At 57.9% G+C, this 19,124-nt stretch carries 19 protein-coding genes; 16 read left to right on the forward strand and 3 right to left on the reverse strand.

Going from position 1 to position 19,124, the window contains the following annotated elements; translation table 11 throughout:
- Positions 1 to 114 precede the first annotated feature (114 nt).
- The 5 genes from K6T64_RS00455 (at position 115) to K6T64_RS00475 (ending at position 3,958) form a co-directional block, all read left to right on the forward strand.
- On the forward strand, positions 115 to 288 hold the full coding sequence (locus K6T64_RS00455; RefSeq protein ID WP_100667683.1) for a YpmA family protein: 174 nt from the start codon (positions 115 to 117) through the stop codon (positions 286 to 288).
- Positions 285 to 815: a hypothetical protein gene (locus tag K6T64_RS00460; RefSeq protein ID WP_288008121.1), complete on the forward strand. Its 531-nt coding sequence runs from the start codon at positions 285 to 287 to the stop codon at positions 813 to 815. Before K6T64_RS00455 ends, K6T64_RS00460 begins: the two co-directional genes overlap by 4 nt.
- Before the next feature lie 133 nt (positions 816 to 948).
- Complete coding sequence (locus tag K6T64_RS00465; protein ID WP_288008123.1) at positions 949 to 1,488, forward strand: molecular chaperone TorD family protein; 540 nt, start codon at positions 949 to 951, stop codon at positions 1,486 to 1,488.
- 9 nt (positions 1,489 to 1,497) lie between these two features.
- Positions 1,498 to 2,979 carry an AAA family ATPase gene (locus tag K6T64_RS00470; RefSeq protein ID WP_100669306.1) on the forward strand — a complete coding sequence of 494 codons (1,482 nt, stop codon included), beginning with the start codon at positions 1,498 to 1,500 and terminating at the stop codon, positions 2,977 to 2,979.
- A gap of 175 nt (positions 2,980 to 3,154) precedes the next feature.
- Complete coding sequence (locus tag K6T64_RS00475; protein ID WP_288008128.1) at positions 3,155 to 3,958, forward strand: DnaD domain-containing protein; 804 nt, start codon at positions 3,155 to 3,157, stop codon at positions 3,956 to 3,958.
- A 202-nt stretch (positions 3,959 to 4,160) separates the two neighbouring features.
- On the opposite strand, the gene K6T64_RS00480 is transcribed toward K6T64_RS00475, so the two are convergent.
- On the reverse strand, positions 4,161 to 4,397 hold the full coding sequence (locus tag K6T64_RS00480) for a ferredoxin family protein (RefSeq protein WP_013075670.1): 237 nt from the start codon (positions 4,395 to 4,397) through the stop codon (positions 4,161 to 4,163).
- Between the two features lie 265 nt (positions 4,398 to 4,662).
- Here K6T64_RS00480 and K6T64_RS00485 point away from each other — a divergent pair, with 265 nt between their 5' ends.
- Genes K6T64_RS00485 through K6T64_RS00500 form a run of 4 tightly spaced genes read left to right on the forward strand, consistent with a single transcriptional unit; the run spans position 4,663 to position 8,356 of the window.
- Positions 4,663 to 5,841 carry a substrate-binding domain-containing protein gene (locus K6T64_RS00485; RefSeq protein WP_288008131.1) on the forward strand — a complete coding sequence of 393 codons (1,179 nt, stop codon included), beginning with the start codon at positions 4,663 to 4,665 and terminating at the stop codon, positions 5,839 to 5,841.
- Complete coding sequence (modA, locus tag K6T64_RS00490) at positions 5,841 to 6,680, forward strand: molybdate ABC transporter substrate-binding protein (RefSeq protein ID WP_170085564.1); 840 nt, start codon at positions 5,841 to 5,843, stop codon at positions 6,678 to 6,680. The genes K6T64_RS00485 and modA overlap by 1 nt, the downstream gene beginning before the upstream one ends.
- Positions 6,681 to 6,715: 35 nt before the next feature.
- Positions 6,716 to 7,603: an ABC transporter permease gene (locus K6T64_RS00495; RefSeq protein ID WP_288008134.1), complete on the forward strand. Its 888-nt coding sequence runs from the start codon at positions 6,716 to 6,718 to the stop codon at positions 7,601 to 7,603.
- Between the two features lie 48 nt (positions 7,604 to 7,651).
- Positions 7,652 to 8,356 (forward strand): ATP-binding cassette domain-containing protein, encoded by a 705-nt coding sequence (locus tag K6T64_RS00500; protein ID WP_288008136.1) that lies wholly within the window; start codon positions 7,652 to 7,654, stop codon positions 8,354 to 8,356.
- A 13-nt stretch (positions 8,357 to 8,369) separates the two neighbouring features.
- Here the strand turns inward: K6T64_RS00500 and K6T64_RS00505 are convergent, their stop codons facing one another.
- Together K6T64_RS00505 and K6T64_RS00510 are read right to left on the reverse strand one after the other, a co-directional pair.
- Positions 8,370 to 8,507, reverse strand: coding sequence for a hypothetical protein (locus K6T64_RS00505; RefSeq protein WP_198592172.1), 138 nt, complete (start codon positions 8,505 to 8,507; stop codon positions 8,370 to 8,372).
- Between the two features lie 36 nt (positions 8,508 to 8,543).
- Positions 8,544 to 9,965: an NAD(P)/FAD-dependent oxidoreductase gene (locus K6T64_RS00510; RefSeq protein WP_170085567.1), complete on the reverse strand. Its 1,422-nt coding sequence runs from the start codon at positions 9,963 to 9,965 to the stop codon at positions 8,544 to 8,546.
- 365 nt (positions 9,966 to 10,330) lie between these two features.
- On the opposite strand from K6T64_RS00510, the gene nifB reads away from it, so the two are divergent.
- The 7 genes from nifB to nifK all read left to right on the forward strand — a co-directional run bounded on the left by nifB (position 10,331) and on the right by nifK (position 19,092).
- Positions 10,331 to 11,758 carry a nitrogenase cofactor biosynthesis protein NifB gene (gene nifB, locus K6T64_RS00515; protein WP_288008140.1) on the forward strand — a complete coding sequence of 476 codons (1,428 nt, stop codon included), beginning with the start codon at positions 10,331 to 10,333 and terminating at the stop codon, positions 11,756 to 11,758.
- Positions 11,759 to 11,820: 62 nt separating this feature from the next.
- Positions 11,821 to 12,996: a homocitrate synthase/isopropylmalate synthase family protein gene (locus K6T64_RS00520; RefSeq protein WP_288008142.1), complete on the forward strand. Its 1,176-nt coding sequence runs from the start codon at positions 11,821 to 11,823 to the stop codon at positions 12,994 to 12,996.
- Between the two features lie 26 nt (positions 12,997 to 13,022).
- Complete coding sequence (locus K6T64_RS00525; protein ID WP_288008284.1) at positions 13,023 to 14,189, forward strand: cysteine desulfurase family protein; 1,167 nt, start codon at positions 13,023 to 13,025, stop codon at positions 14,187 to 14,189.
- Between the two features lie 46 nt (positions 14,190 to 14,235).
- Entirely contained in the window at positions 14,236 to 14,988 is a 753-nt protein-coding gene (locus tag K6T64_RS00530; RefSeq protein ID WP_288008144.1) for a winged helix family transcriptional regulator, read from the forward strand.
- Positions 14,989 to 15,112: 124 nt separating this feature from the next.
- Positions 15,113 to 16,024 carry a nitrogenase iron protein gene (gene nifH, locus K6T64_RS00535; protein ID WP_288008146.1) on the forward strand — a complete coding sequence of 304 codons (912 nt, stop codon included), beginning with the start codon at positions 15,113 to 15,115 and terminating at the stop codon, positions 16,022 to 16,024.
- Positions 16,025 to 16,075: 51 nt separating this feature from the next.
- Positions 16,076 to 17,515 carry a nitrogenase molybdenum-iron protein alpha chain gene (gene nifD, locus K6T64_RS00540; RefSeq protein WP_288008148.1) on the forward strand — a complete coding sequence of 480 codons (1,440 nt, stop codon included), beginning with the start codon at positions 16,076 to 16,078 and terminating at the stop codon, positions 17,513 to 17,515.
- Positions 17,516 to 17,526: 11 nt separating this feature from the next.
- Entirely contained in the window at positions 17,527 to 19,092 is a 1,566-nt protein-coding gene (gene nifK, locus K6T64_RS00545; protein WP_288008150.1) for a nitrogenase molybdenum-iron protein subunit beta, read from the forward strand.
- Positions 19,093 to 19,124 lie beyond the last annotated feature (32 nt).

Below are 19,124 nucleotides of genomic sequence, written 5' to 3' on the forward strand. Positions count from 1 at the left end.
GGAACGGGTGACTGGACCACTTCTTCATCCCCCCTCCCGGTGGGTTTAGTATCACTCGTTGGGACGCGGATATGTCGATTTTGATTTCCAGGCTTGGATGGTGAGGCGGAAAGCATGGGGGATCAAGACCAACTGAAGGTGATCGGGGTGTTTCGCACCGAGGGGGGCGAGGAACTGTATAAATTCGTGGATTTTCTCAACCGCACCCTTAAGGAGCGCGGACTGGTGTTCGGCATGGCCCGGGGGGATCACCCGGGACAATTCGTCATCACGGTGTATGAGACGTGAAACGCTCGGTTGTGGTGATTCTGGCCTTGGGGATTGTCGCAGCCGGGGCGATCGGGAGCGGTCTGTGGTATGCGGAGCAGCAGTCCCTGGCTGCCAAGCCCGACGTGCACGCCGCAGGGGACATGTTGGTGAAAAGAGGACTTCTTTCTCGAATTGATCGCGTGGATTATTATTCGGCGGGTCCGGTCTTTTACGTGTATACCGGCGTCGACGACAGCGGTCGGGTGGCCTACGTCTGGGTTCAAGGCGGGCAGCCGGTGATGAAGCAATACGCCAACGACGGGCTGAGTGCGACCCAGGCGATGCGAGCTGCCGCAGCGGCCCAACCGCCTTTGGTGCAGTTGATCCATGCGGTGCCTGGCCTGACGGAGCCGGGAGCTTCTGGACCGGGGGATCCGCCTGGAACCAGCTCCCAGCGACGGGTGCTCTGGGAATTGTTCGGCCTGACCCGCCAAGGGGCTTACGAGTACGTTTATGTGGATTTTCATACTGGAGCCGTGGTGCGGACCTATTTGTTGGAATCGTAGAAAGCCGCGATCACAGGGTGGAATGTAACGAATTGGTAATGAAGCGGCGGGCTAAATATGATATACTAATTGGGCATACTGTTTATGTTAACTATGTTGATTTCCAGGAACCCATCATGAGGGAGACGGCTGAATGTCGAGATTTCGCTTTCTTGTGGCCGGCCTTGCTTTTGTTGTGACCCTCGGGATCTTTATTACCGGGTGGAATCTGTACCGAACCTACGGATTGATTCGACCCGTTGAACAGCAGGTGCAAGAAATTCCGGGGGTGGAGCAGGTGACGGTGTTGCTGGAGGGGAAGGGGGCCGTGGTTCGGGTGACCTTGGGAGCGGTGGACGATTTAAAGTCCACGTACCGGGCGATCGAACAGACGGCGACAGATCGTCTCGGAGTTCAGACGACGGTGGAGGTACGGGGTCATTCTAGCCCGGCCTTGGACCGTTGGTGGGACGAGCAACAGCCCCTCCTGTACGAAGATCTCGAAAAATCGAGTTTTCGGGACCTGGTAAAGGCCCTTGAGGATAGTGCGGCCAGGCGTCATTATCAGTGCCGGGTCACGATGGACGCGAACCGCATTTATGTGCAGGTCAGTGATCAGCGGTCGTTCCTCTATCAGGTGGTGCCGTACCGAATGATGGGCACCGCTCTCCCGTCTGCGGTGCAAAAGGGGTGAGGGACATTGGTGGAAATCGCGATTGGGGCGGGCGTTGCCTTTCTTCTCTTTCTCGGGTATTTGGGCGTGAATGTGCTTCCCATCATTCTGTTGGGCGTGTTTCTCAGTGTGGCGTATTTGCTGTGGGATCGGCGTGGGCCTACCGCCGCAGGACGGGTGGAGGCCCCGGTGCGGCATACTGTGAATTTTGATGAGATCGGCGGTCAGGAGCACGCGAAGCGGGAACTGATGGAGGCTTTGGATTTTCTTCGCTACCGGGACAAGATCCGACAACTGGGAATTCGCCCCCTTAAGGGAATTCTGCTCACCGGTCCGCCAGGAACAGGAAAAACTTTGATGGCCAAGGCAGCGGCCACTTATACCGATTCGTCCTTTGTGTCCGCCTCCGGAAGTGAGTTCGTAGAAATGTACGTGGGTGTAGGGGCACAACGGGTTCGGGATCTGTTCCGGCGGGCCCGACAGTCGGCGCGAAAGGAAGGAAAGGATAGCGCCATTGTGTTTATCGACGAAATCGATGTGATCGGGGGGCGGCGAGGAAATCACAGCCACCAGGAGTACGACCAGACCCTGAATCAACTGCTCACGGAGATGGACGGGATGCAAACGACGGCCCACCCTTTGGTCTTGGTCATGGCGGCCACCAACCGGGTGGATATTCTCGATCCCGCTTTGCTTCGGCCCGGGCGGTTTGACCGGATCATCAAGGTCGACATGCCCGATAAAGAAGGACGCTTGCATATTCTCCGGATTCAGACGCGCAATAAGCCCCTCGCTAAGTCGGTGGACCTCGAACAGGTGGCCCGGGAGACCTTCGGGTTCAGCGGGGCCCAGTTGGAAAGTTTGGCCAACGAGGCGGCGATCATGGCATTGCGAGAAGGGCGGGATGAGGTGGAACAGCGCCATTTTCGCGATGCCGTCGACAAAGTGTTGATGGGGGAAAGAACGGGACGCATTCCCAGCCGAGAGGAATTGGTCCGGGTGTCGGTACACGAATTGGGACATGCCATCGTCAGTGAGACGGTGCGGCCGGGCTCGGTGTCCCACATCACCATTTCTCCCCGGGGGAATGCTCTGGGTTATGTGCGTCAGGTGCCGGAAGGTGATACGTATCTGTATACGAAGGATCAACTGGATGGGCAGATCATGGTGGCCCTCGCCGGGGCGGTGGCGGAGGAATTGGTGTACGGAAACCGCAGTACTGGGGCGCAAAACGACTTCGAGCAGGCCTCCCGATTGGCCAGAACCGAAGTGGAGTGCGGGTTGTCCGGACTGGGGATCGTGGATGCCGAGAATTTGCCCCAGAACCTGCTGGATGAGGAAGTTCGCCGGATTTTGGCGGAAAGGGAACAAAAGACCCGGGAGATTCTAAAGACCTATCGAACGATCCTGGAAGAGATGAGCACAGTCCTGGTTCAGGAGGAAAACTTGGACGGAGAGCTGTTCCGGCGACGTTTGTCCGAGGTAAAAGGGAATCTGTCGAATGTCGGCTGACACCTGGCGGGCGCCGGGAGAAATGGGAGGACGGGCGCCCTTTCGACAGAATTCGTCAACGTAGGCCGCGTTCGGAGGCCGCCAGTCCTCCGGGACGACTTTGCAGTCCCCCTTCCTTCGTCGTATGCTGAAGTGGCGACGAGTGTGCGGCGGAATAAAGAGGGGGTCAAGCAGCGTGTCACAAAGCGGTGATCCAACAGGGGTAGGAGCTGTCGCTCGGTTGCTCCAAGAGTCGGCAATGGCTATTCCCGTTTATCTACTGGCGTGGTACAAAGAGATCGGCATGTACGACCAAGAGCTGGCGCTCATCCTGCACCTGGTCTACATGAAGGAGCGGGAGAACACGATATTTCCCACTTATGCGGAACTCGCCAGGCGCATGACCGCCACGGAGGACGAGATCGCCGGGATGGTGCAGCGGTTGATCGGTCATGGTCTGTTGGATCTGCAGCACCGTCTGGACGAGCATACCGGTACGTGGCAGGACAGTTATGACCTGTCCCCGCTCTTTATGCGCCTGGCTCGCTTGTGGCTGGAGCGCCATGTCGAGCAGTTGCCCCGGCCGTGGGCGACGGCGGATGTGGCCAGCCGATTGTTCCGGCTGTTTGAGGAGGAGTTCGGGCGCCCGTTGTCGGCGATCGAAATTGAACAATTGATCCAGTGGATCGATCAGGACGCTTACCCGGAATGGATGATTCAGGAGGCCTTGAGGGAGGCGGTGTTGTCGGGGACGCTGAGTCTGCGCTACATCGACCGGATCCTTTTAGAGTGGCAGAAAAAAAACATACGCTCACCCCGGGATTTGCATCTGCATCGGCAGCAGTTTCAGCAGCGCCGGCGCCCCGGGAGAGAAGGGGGCAAGGCGGCGCGAAAAGCGGAACCGGGATTCGCCCCGGGCGCAGACAGCAATCAGTCGAAATACGAGGCGTTTTACAAGCTGTATAAACGAGATACCCATGATTCCACTCCGCAGGGATGATGGGAAGAAACGAGGCGGCCGAAGGGCCGCTAATTTTTTATGCGGAATCGGAACGGGCGACAGGTGACGGCAGGTTGCCCCTGCCCATGCCCTTTCGCCCGCTCCCCGCTCCTTATGCCCTTGTCCGAGAGCCGGCTACGGCTACACGGCAGTCCCTCATCCCAAGGCCCGCCAGACCCTCTTGGTGCTGCCCAATGACCCCTTACTTCTTAAAGAAATCCCGATTCTTTTGGATGAACTCCTTCTGATCATCCGGAACGAAGTCCTCTTGATAAATCGCCGAGACCGGGCAGACCGGCTCACAGGCTCCGCAGTCGATGCAGGTGTCCGGATCGATGTAATATTGATCTTCCCCTTCGTGGATGGCGTCCACCGGACAAACCTCCACGCACTCGGCGGCCTTTTCGTCGATGCAAGGTGATGTGATGACGAATGCCAACGCTGTTCCCTCCTGATCTATAGTGGACTGCAACCTTCATTATAGCAAAATGGGACTGAATATCGACGGGTTTCCTCTGTATTATCGCGCGGGGTTTGCAGAAACATGTACCCATGCCCTCGGTGAGGAAGACTGCCGAACGGCAGCACAAAAATTCACCGGGACCCTTGAATATCTCCGAATTGTTGGAGTATAATTACGCCGATGCTATTATTGGTAGCCATGATGCTAGGAGTAGTTGCATCGAAGGGAGGGGAGGGAAAAGGTGAAGGAAAGGGAACGTTGGGATTTGGAGCGGGTGGGACGACGAATTTCTGAGCGGCGTAAAGCCTTGGGGTGGAGCCAGGAATTCCTTGCGGACCGGCTCGGGGTGAGCCGCCAGTTCATCGGCGCGCTGGAAGCGGGGCGAAGCTGGCCCTCTGTGCCCGTGGCCCTGGAGTTGGCCAGGGTTCTGGGCACGAGTGTGGAGGCATTGTTTGATCCCCAGGAGGCGGGGGATATCGTGTGGGGCGATCCGGAGGTTCGGCCAACTGTGGGAACCCGGGTGCGGTTCGCCCGGGTCGATGAACGTGTTGTGGCCTATCCCCTTTACGGGAGAGAGGCCGCGTCTTCGGCGGACGGCACCATCAGTCCGGCGGGCCGGGCGGAGGCGTTTTCTCCGGAGTGGGTGGAGGAGGCGGACCACACTGTGGCCGTAGCGGGGTGTGATCCGGCATTGACGGTGCTCCGGGATTGGGTGGCCCAACGCGGTCGCCCGCTCAGGGTGGCGACTTTGCCCTGGGGGAGCGAGCCTTCGATGCAAGCGCTTATCGGGGGTCGCGTACATGTGGCGGGCGCCCACGGGACCGGGAATCTCCTTTCCTTGCCGGGCATGCAGGATGAGGTCGGTTTACCGGGAGGAGGGTTGGATACCGGATCGGCCGAAGCTCACAAAGGCGAGTTACGAACACCACCTCCGTGGGCCCGGATTCGATTTGCAGCCTGGGAGGTTGGGATTGCAGTATTACCCGGTAATCCTCGCGGGGTGAAAGGGCTGGAGGACTTGTTCCGACCGGAGCTGCGCTGGGTGCGGCGGCCGGCGGGAACTGCTGTGGCACGGGTATACGCCCGGGTGACAGAGGACCGGCGGGAGCCGGTGACCTGGACAGCGGCGGTCGCAGAAGACCACCTCCGGGTGGCGGAAATGATCTTCTTCGGGATGGCCGATGCCGGTCTCACCACCTCTTTTGCGGCTCACGTCTTCGGACTTTCCTTCGTCCCCGTGGAGGTCCACCATTTCGATTTACTTTTACCTCGGCCGAGGCTGCGGGACCCACTGATCGGCGTTCTCGTCGATGTGTTGCGCAGTGGCGGGTTCCGCCAGCAGATGGAAGCGTTGTGGGGATATGATGTCTCCCACTTGGGAGACATGGATGAAATGGAGGCAGGGGAGGAACGTCCATGATGAGAATTGGCAGAGGTGGCATTCGCCTTGTCTTAGGGGTGCTTCTCCTCTTAGGATGGGTCGGTGTAGCCGGGTGCGGTTCGGCGCAACCGGCTGGCAGTTCAGCGGATTCGGGGGGGAGCGGTTCGAACCAGGCCGCAGCTCTGAACGTCTTTGCCGCGGCTTCGTTGACGGCGGCGTTTCAAGATATCGGAAAGCGCTTCGAAGAACTTCATCCCGGCACCCGGGTTCACTTCAACTTCGGGGGCAGCCCCACGCTGTTGACCCAGATTGCCCAAGGGGCGCCGGCGGACGTGTTCGCGAGCGCAGACATGGCGAACATGGAAAAAGCCAAGAGCAAGGGCCTGGTGCAGGGGGATAAAATCTTCGCCAAGAATTCTTTGGTCTTGATCACGCCAAAATCAAATCCTGCCGGTATCCATCAGTATCAAGATCTCACCAAAGCCAAACGTGTTGTTTTGGGTGTAAAAGATCTGCCTGCCGGGAGCTATGGCCGCCAATCTTTACAAAAAGCGGATAAGGTATACGGGCCGGGATTTTCCAGTGCAGTGCTTGGGCACGTCGTTTCTGAAGAGACGGATGTCAAACAAATCGTGAGCAAGATTGCCCTCGGGGAGGGGGACGCGGCTTTTGTGTACGCCACGGATGTTGATGGGTCGGCGGGTTCCAAGGTCCAGATTATCCCGGTACCGAACCCGGTGAACGTGACGGCCACTTACCCCATGGCGGTGGTGACCCGGTCTGCCCACCCGGATCTGGCCGGTGAATTTGTCAATTTTGTCTTGTCGAAAGAAGGACAGGCCAGCCTGCAAAACCATCATTTTCTTCCGGCCTCATAACGCGATGGAGTGCGAAAAGGGGAGGGGGGCAAGGGATGAAATTCAGTCCATTCATGTCGAGCGGTTCGGCTCCACAACGGCCGGACTCCCAGTTGCGCGCCTCCCCGGACGGTGGGGAGAAACGACCCTGGAACCCGCAGCTCATCTTTTCTCTCACCGCAGTCCAGAGCAGTTTTGGTCTCGTCCTGGTCTTGTTCTTATTCCTTCCGGTCCTGAGCCTGTTTCTTTCCGTGACGCCTTCCCGGTTTGTGTCCGCCTTGGGGCAGGAGGTGGTCAGGGACGCTTTGGGGCTGAGTTTCCGCACCAGCGTGATCGCCCTGTTTCTCGTAGTGCTCTTTGGTACTCCCTTGGCGCATCGTCTGGCGACGGGAAGGAAGTTTTTCGGCCAGGCCATAGTGGAGGCTTTGTTGCAACTGCCTTGGATTACACCGCCTGCCGTGGCGGGGTTGGCCTTGCTCATGGCCTTTGGCCGGGAGGGCCTTGTCGGCAGAATGCTGGCAGACTGGGGAATCGCACTGCCCTTTACCACCGCGGCTGTAGTGGTGGCCCAGGCTTTTGAGGGATCGGCCTTCTATGTACAGAGCGCCCGGCAGGCCTTCACCGGAGTGGATCGGCAGCTGGCGGAGGTGTCTCGAACTTTGGGGGCGGGGCCTTGGAGGACTTGGCTGCGTCTGGAGTTGCCCATGGCGCTGCCGGGTTTGGTCGCCGGGGCGGCGATGGCCTGGGCCCGGGCTTTGGGCGAATTCGGGGCCACGATGCTATTCGCCGGCAATATGCAAGGATTGACGCAGACGATGCCATTGGCGATCTATACGGTGATGGAGAAAGACATGGACGCGGCGGTGGCGATGGCGATCGTTCTGGTCATCGTGGGCTTCGGGTTGTTGTGGATGCTGTTCCGGTTGGGACAGCGAATGGCCTGACGGGGGATTGGGGAATCCAGGTTGCCCGGAGACAGGGGAGGGACGACGATGTTGGAATTCGAATTGGAGATGCCGTTGGCCTCCTTTACGCTCCACGCGGAGGGGCGGGTGGATCCCGGGATCACGGCCGTCCTCGGGCCGAGCGGGGCGGGGAAAAGCACGTTGCTGCAATGTTTAGCGGGTCTGGCTCACCCGGTTTCGGGGCGCATTCGCTTGGGAGAGCGGATTCTGTATTCTTCGAACGGGCGGATTTTCGTCCCACCCGAACACCGGGGAGTGGGCTATGTTCCTCAGCAGTACGCCCTTTTTCCCAAAATGACGGTGTTTCGCAATGTCGAATACGGGCTTCGAGCCCGGCGGGTCCCCAAGGCCCGGCGAGAGGTGAAGGTGGAAGAGATACTTCGCAGGCTGGGCATCGGACATCTGGCCAGGCGCCTCCCGGCTCACCTGTCCGGCGGGGAGGCCCAGAGGGTCGCCCTGGCCCGGGCACTGGTCATCGATCCCGATTATATCTTGTTGGATGAACCTTTGGCAGCCCTGGATCCAGAGACCCGGGAGGCTGTTCGGAAGTTCCTTCGCGGCGTGTTGAGTGATACGTCTTGCCCCGTCTTGTTGGTTACTCACGATGTGGAAGACGTGCGCCGGCTGGCGGACCGGGTGATGGTGATCCATGAAGGGCGAATGATTTTTTATGGTGGGGTTGAACAATGGGAGAGGCAGGGGATCCCTGCCTCCACCCGTCGAGGGGAGTGAGCACAGAGAGGGGTTACCGCCGCCGGGGCGGGAACCACGCCGTTTTGAGAATGCGCAGGTTCAGGGCGATGAATCGGATGAACTGCACGATCTTGCATTTTCGCAGGAAGAGGGTTCGTCGTGTCGGTTTCATGGTTTTGATCAGTTCCATGGTTGCCCGTCTCCTTTCGGGGTGGGCCGACCCTTGTTATTCGGGAATCAGGCTCCATCCCGGATTTCCTTTCATTTTATAGAGAAACAGGGTATGAAGAGTCCGCTTGATCCAGGCGCCGGCCAAACCGATTTCCATGACGCTCACGTCCAGGTCCCGACCGTACTCCGGGTAGCGCTTGTAATCGGGAACCACCGGATACATCACGATGGAGGCCGCCGACCCGTCCCACAGGGATTTGCCGATGGAAGCGATGCAGGCCCCGGGCATCTCGGCCATTGATTCGTGATGGGAAGGTTCCTTGCCCCGGATGAGGTCAATGACGTTCTCGGCCGCCACCCGGCCGATGATGCCCGACGCCATTCCCGTGCGCGGCGGTGAGGCGGTGATCTGAACGCCGTTGCGATTGACATAGGGCTTTGAAATCGGCCCAGGAGGGGCAAAGGCGATGCCGGCGGCGAAGAGATTCTTGTACAAGGGCGACTGATACGTGCCAGGCCAATCGTCGGCGGTGAGTTCAGCGGGGTTCTTGCCGTAGTTCCCGTCGACTAACATGAATCCGCCGGGATTGGTCATCTTCGCCGTGATGTCTTGGCCGTCTTTGTCGATATATTTAATCTTGGTCCCCTGAAACTGGGGGATCAGCATGGCAAAATCGTATTCCGTTTCTCCTTGTTCTCCTTCGTAATTCTCCCAGTAAACTTTCCCCTTCTCCACGTGGGTGACCGCGGTTTGCACCTGGTAGTAAATTTCTTGTTCAGCAAATAGCGAGCGGGCGAAGGTTTCCGAGTCCATGATGTAGCCGTGTTTTCGAGCGGTGATTCCTCCTACGCCGAGATCCCCCAGCTTGGGTTCATTGCTGATCCACATGATTTTCGCTTTATCGCGTAAACCGCGTTTGACCAAATCATTGTGGATGTTCGTGATATACTCCAGTGCCGCGCCCTGGCAAGTGGCGGTTCCGTGTCCCGTCCCCACCAGGATCTTGACCCGATCGCCTTTCTCCATGCGCTGCACCATTTCCAGGTAGGCATCCCGGGCGAGCTTGGCATGATGAATGTTGCAGATGGACTGGGTGGTGCCCTGGTCCGGGCCCAGCCCCGGGGTACCTTCAAAATTAAGGTGGGGACCGGTGGCGTTGATCAGGTAATCATAAGGGACTTTCTCGAGGTTTCCCTCCTTGTCTTCGGTCAGCACGTACTGTTCGTCGGGATGGATCTCCCGCGCCCAGGCTTGAAGAAAATGAATGCCGTGACTTTGATACATGGGAGCGAGTTCAAACATCGTTTTCTCGGGAGCCATCCGTCCAATGCCTACCCAGACGAGGGAGGGGATATACGTGAACCGCGGCCACGGGCTGATCACGGTGACGTCGTGTTCGTGGCCCAACTCTTTTTTTAGGTACAATGCCGCCGTTTGACCCGAGAACCCCGCGCCGAGAATGACGACTTCTGCCATGAAGAACACCTCCTTGCCTATGGCCATCTCTGGTGAATCGTCCCCGGGAAGAAGGAACGCTTTTACATCAACTTAATGATAGCCGTTCCTACCGGCAAAAGAAATCAGGGATTATCCCCATTTTTGTGTCGTCTCCAGCAAAAATCTCATTCGCCACGCCGGGACACAGAGCCGTGGCGGAAGGAAATTGGCATGTTTTCCTACAATCATGGTCCTCTGGTGCGATCGTGCTGTAAGTCTGATCATAAGCCAATAAAAACGTAAGGATTTTTCCCGATATAGTAATTATAATTAACGTAAACATAACACTAGGTGTGGAAAAGACCAATCTCAGGGGAGTGATGACGTTGAAAGGGTGCGAAAGGGTGGGGAGCTCAGTCTCGGCAACCTGCGGCGTGGAAGGGAGCGCGTCCCGGGGGAGATCGGTGGAAGGGCTGTCTGAATCGATAATCGAGAAGGTTAAACGCCACCCGTGTTACAGCGAGGAAGCTCACCACTTTTTCGCCCGGATGCACGTGGCGGTGGCTCCGGCGTGCAATATTCAGTGCAAATATTGCAACAGGAAATACGATTGTATGAACGAAAGCCGGCCGGGTGTCACCAGTGAACTTCTTACTCCGGAAGAGGCGACGCAAAAAGTATTGGCGGTGGGATCGGTTATCCGCAATACCACCGTCGTGGGCATTGCAGGACCCGGGGATCCTCTGGCGAATCCCCGACAGACGTTCCGCACCTTCGAGTTGATCCGCCAAGCGGCGCCGGACATGAAGTTGTGTCTCAGTACCAACGGTCTGGCGCTCCCCGACCACGTGGATACCATCCGAGAGCTGGGGATCGACCACGTGACCATCACCATTAATGCTGTAGATCCTGAAGTGGGCCAGCATATCTATCGATACGTAACCTGGCAGGGCAAGTTGTTGAGAGGTATTGAGGCGGCCCGGCTCCTGTTGGAGCGGCAGATGGAGGGCATGAGGGAACTGGTGAAAGCCGGAATTCTCATTAAAGTTAACTCTGTGTTAATTCCGGGTGTGAACGATGTCCATATGGCGGACATTTCCGCGGAGGTCAGGAAACGCGGAGCTTTTCTGCACAACATTATGCCGTTGATCATCGCTGACGGGTCCGATTTTCAAAAAGAAGGCCGCAGGGCGGCACTGCCGGAGGATGTGGCGGCCGCCCAGGAGCGGAGTGGCGCCGGTGACCGTCTCATGCGCCACTGCCGGCAATGCCGGGCGGATGCTGTTGGGCTGTTGGGAGAAGACCGCAGCAGCGAATTTACAAAGGAGAAATTCCGTCAGATGTCCGCTCAGTATGATCCGGAACAACGTAAAAAACTGCACATGGAGCTGGACCGCCGGATTGAAAAGATGTCCGCCGCCCGCAGGGCAGCGGCTGCCAATTTGCGGATTTCCAAAACGGATGGATTTCTGCCGTTTCGGGTGGCGGTGTCCACCTCCGGAGGGAACAAGGTGAATCTGCACTTCGGTCATACCAAGGAATTTCAAATTTATGAAGTCTCGCCTACGGGGCTCAAGTTTCTCACGGCTCGCAAAGTCGGGAATTATTGTTCGGGCATCGAAACCTGTGGGGAAGGAGAAGGGCGGATCGACGAGATCGCTCGCATGATTGCAGATTGCCGATATGTGTTGTGTACCCGAATCGGGCCTGGGCCGAAGTCGGCTCTGGAAGAGATGGGGATTCAGGTGGTGACGGGCTACGGGCCGGTGGAACAAGAGCTCTTTCGGTTGGCCGATCTGCATGCTCAGGATCAGGTTGGGATAGAAGCGTAGCATGCCGCGGCCTGTTGAAGGGGTGCCGGGTGACGGCCATAGGGGAAAGGCGGGGTTGTATCGTGAGAGTGTACTTCTGCGACTCTACATTGCGCGACGGAGAACAGGCCCCGGGAGTCGCTTTTCGCCGGGCGGAAAAAATCGCCCTGGCACAGCTTTTAGATGAAGTGGGGGTTGACGAAATTGAGGTGGGCGTCCCCGCCATGGGCGGACGGGAGGAAGAGGACCTGGCAGAATTGATCTCTCTGCCCATGAGGGCGCGCCCGGTGGCTTGGAACCGGCTCAGGTGGGAGGATATTGCCGCTTCCCTTCGATGCGGGGCCTCCCGCCTCCATATGGCTATGCCGGTCTCCGATGTCATGCTGCACAAAAAACTGTCCGTGTCCCGGGAGGAAGCCCTGTTTCAGCTCCTGACGGTCGTCGAGGAAGCTTGTTCAAGGGACAGCCAGATTTCGGTGGGGTTTGAAGACGCCTCCCGGGCCGACCCCCTGTTTTTGTCCCGGGTAGTCAGGGCCCTGGAGCCCTACCCCATCCTTCGATTTCGGGTGGCCGACACCTTGGGAGTGCTGACTCCCTTTTCGACCCGGGAGTTGATTTTGCGGTTGAAAGACGCAGGTGCGAAAAGCCTTGAGTTTCACGGCCACAACGACTTGGGATTGGCAGTGGCCAATACCCTGGCGGCTGTAGAAGCCGGGGCTGACTGGGTGGGCACCACCGTGCTCGGGTTGGGGGAGAGGGCGGGTAATGCGGCTTTTGAGGTGGTGGCTGTGGCCGTCCGGCGGTTGTTGGGCAAAGAGGTGCACATCCGGCTGCCTCTGTTGCGCCGCCTGGCCGAACAGGTGTCCGCAGCATCCGGGATGCACATCCCCCTCCAGGCCCCGGTGGTGGGTGACCGAGTATTCACCCACGAGTCGGGCATTCACGTCGATGGCGTACTCAAATCCCCGGAAACCTACGAACCCTACCCTCCGGAGTGGGTCGGGCGGGCGCACTCGGTGGTGTTCGGGAAACATTCGGGACGAAATGGGCTGCGCCGAATTCTGGAAGGACGCGGGTACCTCCCCACCGCCGACCAACTCGACGCTCTTCTTGAGGAAATCCGCTTTCTGGCCGTCGTCCAAAAGCGATTTCTCAGCGAAGAGGCGGTGTGCTGGTTATACCGCGAACTGTGCAAGTCTTCCAAGGACGAACAAGCGGTGGCCGACCGGCTTCGGAATGAAGAAAAAACGGCCGGGTGAACCCGGGCGGAAGGAGCGTGACGACGATGTCGGAAACGTCGGTATTCTATTATCTCGACTATGCGGCGACCACGCCTCCCTCCGATTCGGCGATCCAGAGAATGACACAGGTTATGGAATCTTACTGGGGCAACCCCTCTTCCCAGCACGGGCGAGGTGCCCTGGCGCGAAAGATCGTCGAGGAAGCCCGGGAAGAGGTGGCGGGCTGGTTGTCCTGTCGCCCCTCTGAAGTGATCTTTACATCTGGCGGAACCGAGTCTAACCAATTGGCCCTGTGGGGGACGGTGTCGGGAATGCGGGCCCGGGAGGCGTACCCTCGGCGGCGACAAATTTTGCTGTCAGCCGTCGAGCACCACTCGGTCATCGCCTGTGCGGCTGCCCTCCGCCAACAAGGGTATGAGGTGCAGTTTCTCCCGGTGGACCGCCAGGGCCGGGTATCCCCCGATGTGTTGGCGCAAGCCCTGTCTGAGTACACGTTTTTGGTCAGTGTGCAATGGGTGAACAGCGAGGTGGGAACTGTTCAACCGATCAAGGAGTTGGCACGCCTTTCCCGAGAGGCGGGGGCGCTGTTTCACACCGATGCCGTCGCGGCCGCGTCAGTCTTCGATGTCGCCGCCGCGTGTTCGGAGGTTGACCTTCTGTCGATTTCTGGCCACAAAGTGTACGGCCCCCAAGGGACAGGGATCCTCTTTCTGAGGCGGGGCACGCCGTTCCGATTTCCTTTTGGTCCCGGGAGGCAAGAGCGCGGGAGACGGCCGGGCACCGAGAATGTCCCGGGGATTGCGGGGTTGGCGGAAGCCGTTCGGGGACTTCGAAAAGAATACCAACTCAGGGGTGTGCACCTGGAACAGACGCGGAGACGCCTGTGGTCGGCCCTGGAAATCCGCAAACTCGGGCTGGTGCGCTTCACTCCCCAGCAGGAGAGCCATCCCGGCATCCTGACGGTGGGGGTTCCCGGTGAAAATGGGGACGGGCTGGTGGTCGCTTTGAGTCAGAGGGGCCTACAGGTGTCCTCGGGATCCGCCTGCCGCTCCGGGGAAGGGCAACCCTCCCCGGTGCTCCTGGCGATGGGGTTCCCGGAAGATGCGGCGATGGGCATGATTCGCTTCAGTTTCGGACAGGAGCTATCTAGTCACGCTGTAGAGGATATCGCAAAACGATTTGCAGCCACTTTGCACGCCGTTCGGGTTTAACCCTGTCCTTCTTGGGTTCATCTCTGCGGAAGCGAGGGTGACGGTCGTGAATGTGGGATTGCTGAGTGCGAGAGGTCTTCTCACCCGGATTGTAACAGCAGTGGCAGAGGAAGACGGGCACATGGTGTTCAACAGCCAGTATTGGTCCGTCTTTGAAAAGAGTGCCCGAAACGGCTTGTTTGATTTGTTGATTTTTGACTGTCCGGGGACATGTCCTTTTCCGGACATTCGCTGCCTGATCTTGACCCGATCGAAAAAAATTCCCACCGTGGTCATCGGGCCCTCCCGGGAGTCCCGGATGGGGAAACATCTGAACCGGCAAGGCTCGCAGGTTCTGCCCGACCCGTTTTATCCGCAGGAACTTCTCGATATGGTTCGTCACGTCGCGGAAAACGTCAAAGTTGTCCCCCCGTCCTGCCGACCCTCCCCGGATACTTCTCATGCGATGGGCGTGCAGGGCACGTTGGTGGAACTGTCCCCCGGGCTGCTCCTCGACAAGTCTTTCCGGTGCCTCTGGTCGGGCGGGTTGCGGATCGATCTCTCTCCCCGGGAGTACCGGTTGATGGAATGCCTCCTGGCGCGAGAGGGCCAAGTCGTAGATTATGACACGTTGTTGACGGAGATTTGGGGTGCCGACAAAGGGGGATACGACGGTCTGTACGTGGTGGTCCGCTCCTTGAGAAAAAAATTGCATGTACATCCTGGTCGGGCCTGTACGATTGAGAACAAGTATGGCCAGGGCTATCTGTTCAGTCGATCGGTCTTGGAACGAGAGAACTGCCATTCTTCAGGCACGTGATTGTTTGCACAAAGATAGAAATCTGACAAAACAGGTTCTCATATGTAAGGATATATAACGACTATAGTGATATCATATGACCGAAAAACCACCACACCGGGTGGAAAGGAAAGGAGTCGTATCCATGAGGCAGATTGCATTTTACGGCAAGGGTGGAATCGGGAAGTCCACCACCTCCCAGAATACCATCGCCGCTCTGGCGGGGATGGGCAAAAAGATCATGATCGTGGGATGTGACCCCAAAGCGGACGCCACGCGGCTGATTCTTCATCAAAAATCTCAGGAGACGGTGTTGCATCTGGCGGCGGCCCGGGGTTCGGTGGAAGACCTGGTCCTGGACGATGTGCTGCAGACGGGGTTTCGGGATATCAAATGTGTGGAGTCCGGCGGACCGGAACCCGGGGTCGGATGTGCCGGACGGGGCATTATTACGTCGATCACTTTCCTCGAAGAGCAAGGAGCTTATGAAGGTCTCGATTACGTGGTCTACGACGTGTTGGGCGACGTGGTGTGCGGCGGGTTTGCGATGCCGATCCGGCAAAACAAAGCCCGGGAGATTTACATCGTGACCTCCGGCGAGATGATGGCCATGTACGCCGCCAACAACATCTGCAAAGGCGTGCTGAAATACGCCCACAGCGGCGGGGTGCGCGTGGGAGGACTGATCTGCAACAGCCGAAAAGTCGACCGGGAACTGGAGTTGATTGAGGAGTTGGCCCGTCGGCTGAACACCCAGGTCATCCACTTCATCCCCCGGGACAACATCGTCCAGCACGCCGAGTTGCGCCGGATGACGGTGGTGGAATACGCGCCGGATCATCCCCAGGCAAAAGTGTATGAAGAGTTGGCTTCGAAAATCGAAAAAAACCGTCAACTGTCGATTCCGACACCCATTGGCATGGATGAGCTGGAGGAATTGTTGCTGGAGTTCGGCGTCATCGAAGACGAAGAGACCCAGCTGCGCAAACTCGAGCAGATGGAGCAGGAGCAAGCGGCGAAGGAAGAACAAGAGGCGGAAAAACTCGCGGCCAACTGACGATGCGGGCCATATGGAGCCAAAAGGCGCAGGGGAAAGGGGGCGCGGAGTGTGAGCAGTGGAACAACGATTGAAGAAAAGCGCAAAATCGTCGACGAAGTGCTGACGGTTTATCCAAAGAAAACGCGGGAAGAGCGAGCCAAGCACATCGGTGTCAGTGATCCGGAAGATGCGGGATCCTGTGCCGTGGCCAATAATGTGAAGTCGCGCCCTGGCGTCATGACCATTCGCGGGTGTGCTTATGCGGGATCCAAAGGGGTTGTATGGGGCCCGGTCAAAGATGTGATCCACATTTCTCACGGCCCCGTCGGCTGCGGTCAATACAGCTGGTGGTCCCGAAGGAATTATTACAACGGGATCCTGGGCGTGACATCCTTTGTCAGCATGCAGTTCACCAGCGATTTTCAAGAACGGGATGTGGTGTTTGGCGGCGACAAAAAATTGGCAAAGATGATCCAGGATCTCGATCGACTGTTCCCGCTGAACAAGGGCATTACGATCCAGTCTGAATGTCCCATCGGCCTGATCGGCGACGATATCGAGGCGGTGGCCCGGGAGACCTCCGCCCAGATCGGGAAGCCCGTGGTCCCCGTGCGCTGCGAAGGATTTCGTGGGGTGAGCCAGTCTCTCGGACACCACATCGCAAACGATTCGATTCGCGACTGGGTGCTCGGTTCCCGGGATATTCCCGATGAAGGAACGCCTTACGATGTGGCGGTGATCGGAGATTACAACATTGGCGGCGATGCGTGGTCGACGCTCAAAATTTTCCGGGAAATGGGTCTGCGGGTGGTGGCATTGTGGTCCGGGGACGGGACGATGCAGGAGTTGGCTCATACTCCCAGGGCAAAACTGAATCTCATCCACTGTTATCGGTCGATGAACTATATTTGCCGCCACATGGAGGAAAAATACGGCATCCCGTGGGTGGAGTACAACTTCTTTGGGCCGACCAAGATCAAGGAAAGTATGCGAAAAATCGCTTCGTATTTCGACGATAAGATCCAGGAGCAGACGGAAAAAGTGATTGAAGCCTATGAACCGATGATGCAAGCGACCATCGAGAAATACCGTCCTCGTTTGGAAGGCAAAAAAGTCATGTTACTGGTGGGCGGCCTCCGGCCCAGGCATACGATCGGTGCTTACGAAGACCTGGGGATGGAAGTGGTGGCCACCGGGTATGAGTTCGCCCATGAAGACGATTACGAGCGGACGGCCCGGGAGGTTCAGGAAGCCACCATCATCTACGACGATCCCACCGCCTACGAGTTGGAACAATTCGCTTCACGCCTGGATATCGATCTCGTGGGGTCGGGCATCAAGGAAAAGTACGTTTATCACAAAATGGGCCTGCCCTTCCGTCAAATGCATTCCTGGGATTACAGCGGTCCGTACCATGGATTTGACGGTTTCCCGGTTTTTGCGAGGGACATGGACATGGCGATCAACAATCCCAGCTGGGATCTCATCCAAACGCCCTTTGAGTCGTGAGGTGATCGAAAATGCAAAGGCAGCCCAGGAACGTTCAGCCGCCGGGGGAGTTCCCCCCGGCGGGAACGGGCACAGTGGCGGTGCGGGATCATAACACCCTGTTCAGTTGCGAGGACTACCGGCAACTGTTCGAGGACAAAAAGTATTTTGAAGATGCAACCCCCGAGGAGCGCGTCAAAGAAGTTTTGGAATGGACGAAGAGTTGGGAATATCGGGAGCTGAATCTTGAGCGAAAGGATTTTCTCATTAACCCGGCAAAGGCGTGCCAGCCTCTGGGGGGAATCTTGGCGGCGTTTGGTTTTCGCAACACTTTACCCTTGGTGCACGGCTCCCAGGGATGCGTGGCGTACTTTCGAAGCCATTTTTCCAGGCATTATAAAGAGCCCTTTCCCGCCGTTTCGTCTTCCATGACCGAAGACGCAGCGGTGTTTGGCGGGATGAAAAATCTGCGAGAAGCGCTGCAAAACGCGTTGGCTCTCTATCGCCCGGACATGATCGCCATCTGTACCACTTGTATGGCAGAAGTGATCGGTGATGATTTGGGGTCGTTTATTCAGGACTTCCGGGAAGAGGGGGTGATCTCCGAAGACCTGCCGCTGCCCTGGGCCAATACGCCGAGTTTTGTGGGCTCTCACATCATCGGGTATGACAACATGATGAGGGCGATTCTGGCCGACCAAGCGAAAGGAAAACGGGACGAAACCAGTGAGCGGATCAATATTATACCCGGCTTTGACACGTATACCGGAAATCTCCGGGAAATCAAGCGTCTGCTGGACCTCATGGAGGTTCCCTACACGCTCCTGGGAGATACGTCGGACGCCCTGGACTCTCCGGCCCTTGGAGAGTACCACATGTATCCCGGCGGGACGCCGCTACCGGAGCTGCGAAATGCTGCGAGGGCCAGAGCGACCATTGCCCTCCAACGATACAGCACCCGTCGGACGATGCAACTGGTCAGCAGCCGCTGGAAACAGGAGGCGGTGGTCAGCTCTCCCATCGGGGTTCGGGGTACGGATGCCTTTTTGCAGACGGTGAGCCGGCTGACCGGAAAACAGGTGCCGAAACAGATTCAAGAAGAGCGAGGGCGCGTGGTGGATGCCATGCTCGATTCCCACGCGTACACCCACGGGCGGCGGGTGGCCTTGATCGGGGATCCGGATATGTTGCTGGGTGTGACGGCGTTCTTGTTGGAGGTGGGTGCAGAACCGGTTCACATCGTGTGTACCAACGGGGACAACGATTTTAAGGAAGAGATGGAGAGTCTTTTAGCCGGGAGTCCTTACGGCCAGTCCGCCAAAGTGTGGGTCGGGTACGATATGTGGCACCTTCGCTCTCTCGTCTTCACAGAACCCGTGGATTTGTTAATTGGCAATTCCTATCTCAAGCTGATCTCAAGAGAGGCCGATATTCCGCTCGTGCGCGTCGGGTTTCCGATCTTTGACCGGCATCATCTGCACCGATATCCCATCGTCGGGTATCGGGGGGCCTTGAATCTGCTGCAGATGATCGTGAACACCGTCCTGGAAGAGTTGGACCGCAAGGCCCCGGCCCACAGTTTTGACGTAATCCGCTGAAGACCGACATTTTCGCCGGGGGGAGGGAGAGG

The organism is Kyrpidia sp. (assembly GCF_023512215.1).
Classification (GTDB): Bacteria; Bacillota; Bacilli; order Kyrpidiales; family Kyrpidiaceae; genus Kyrpidia; species Kyrpidia spormannii.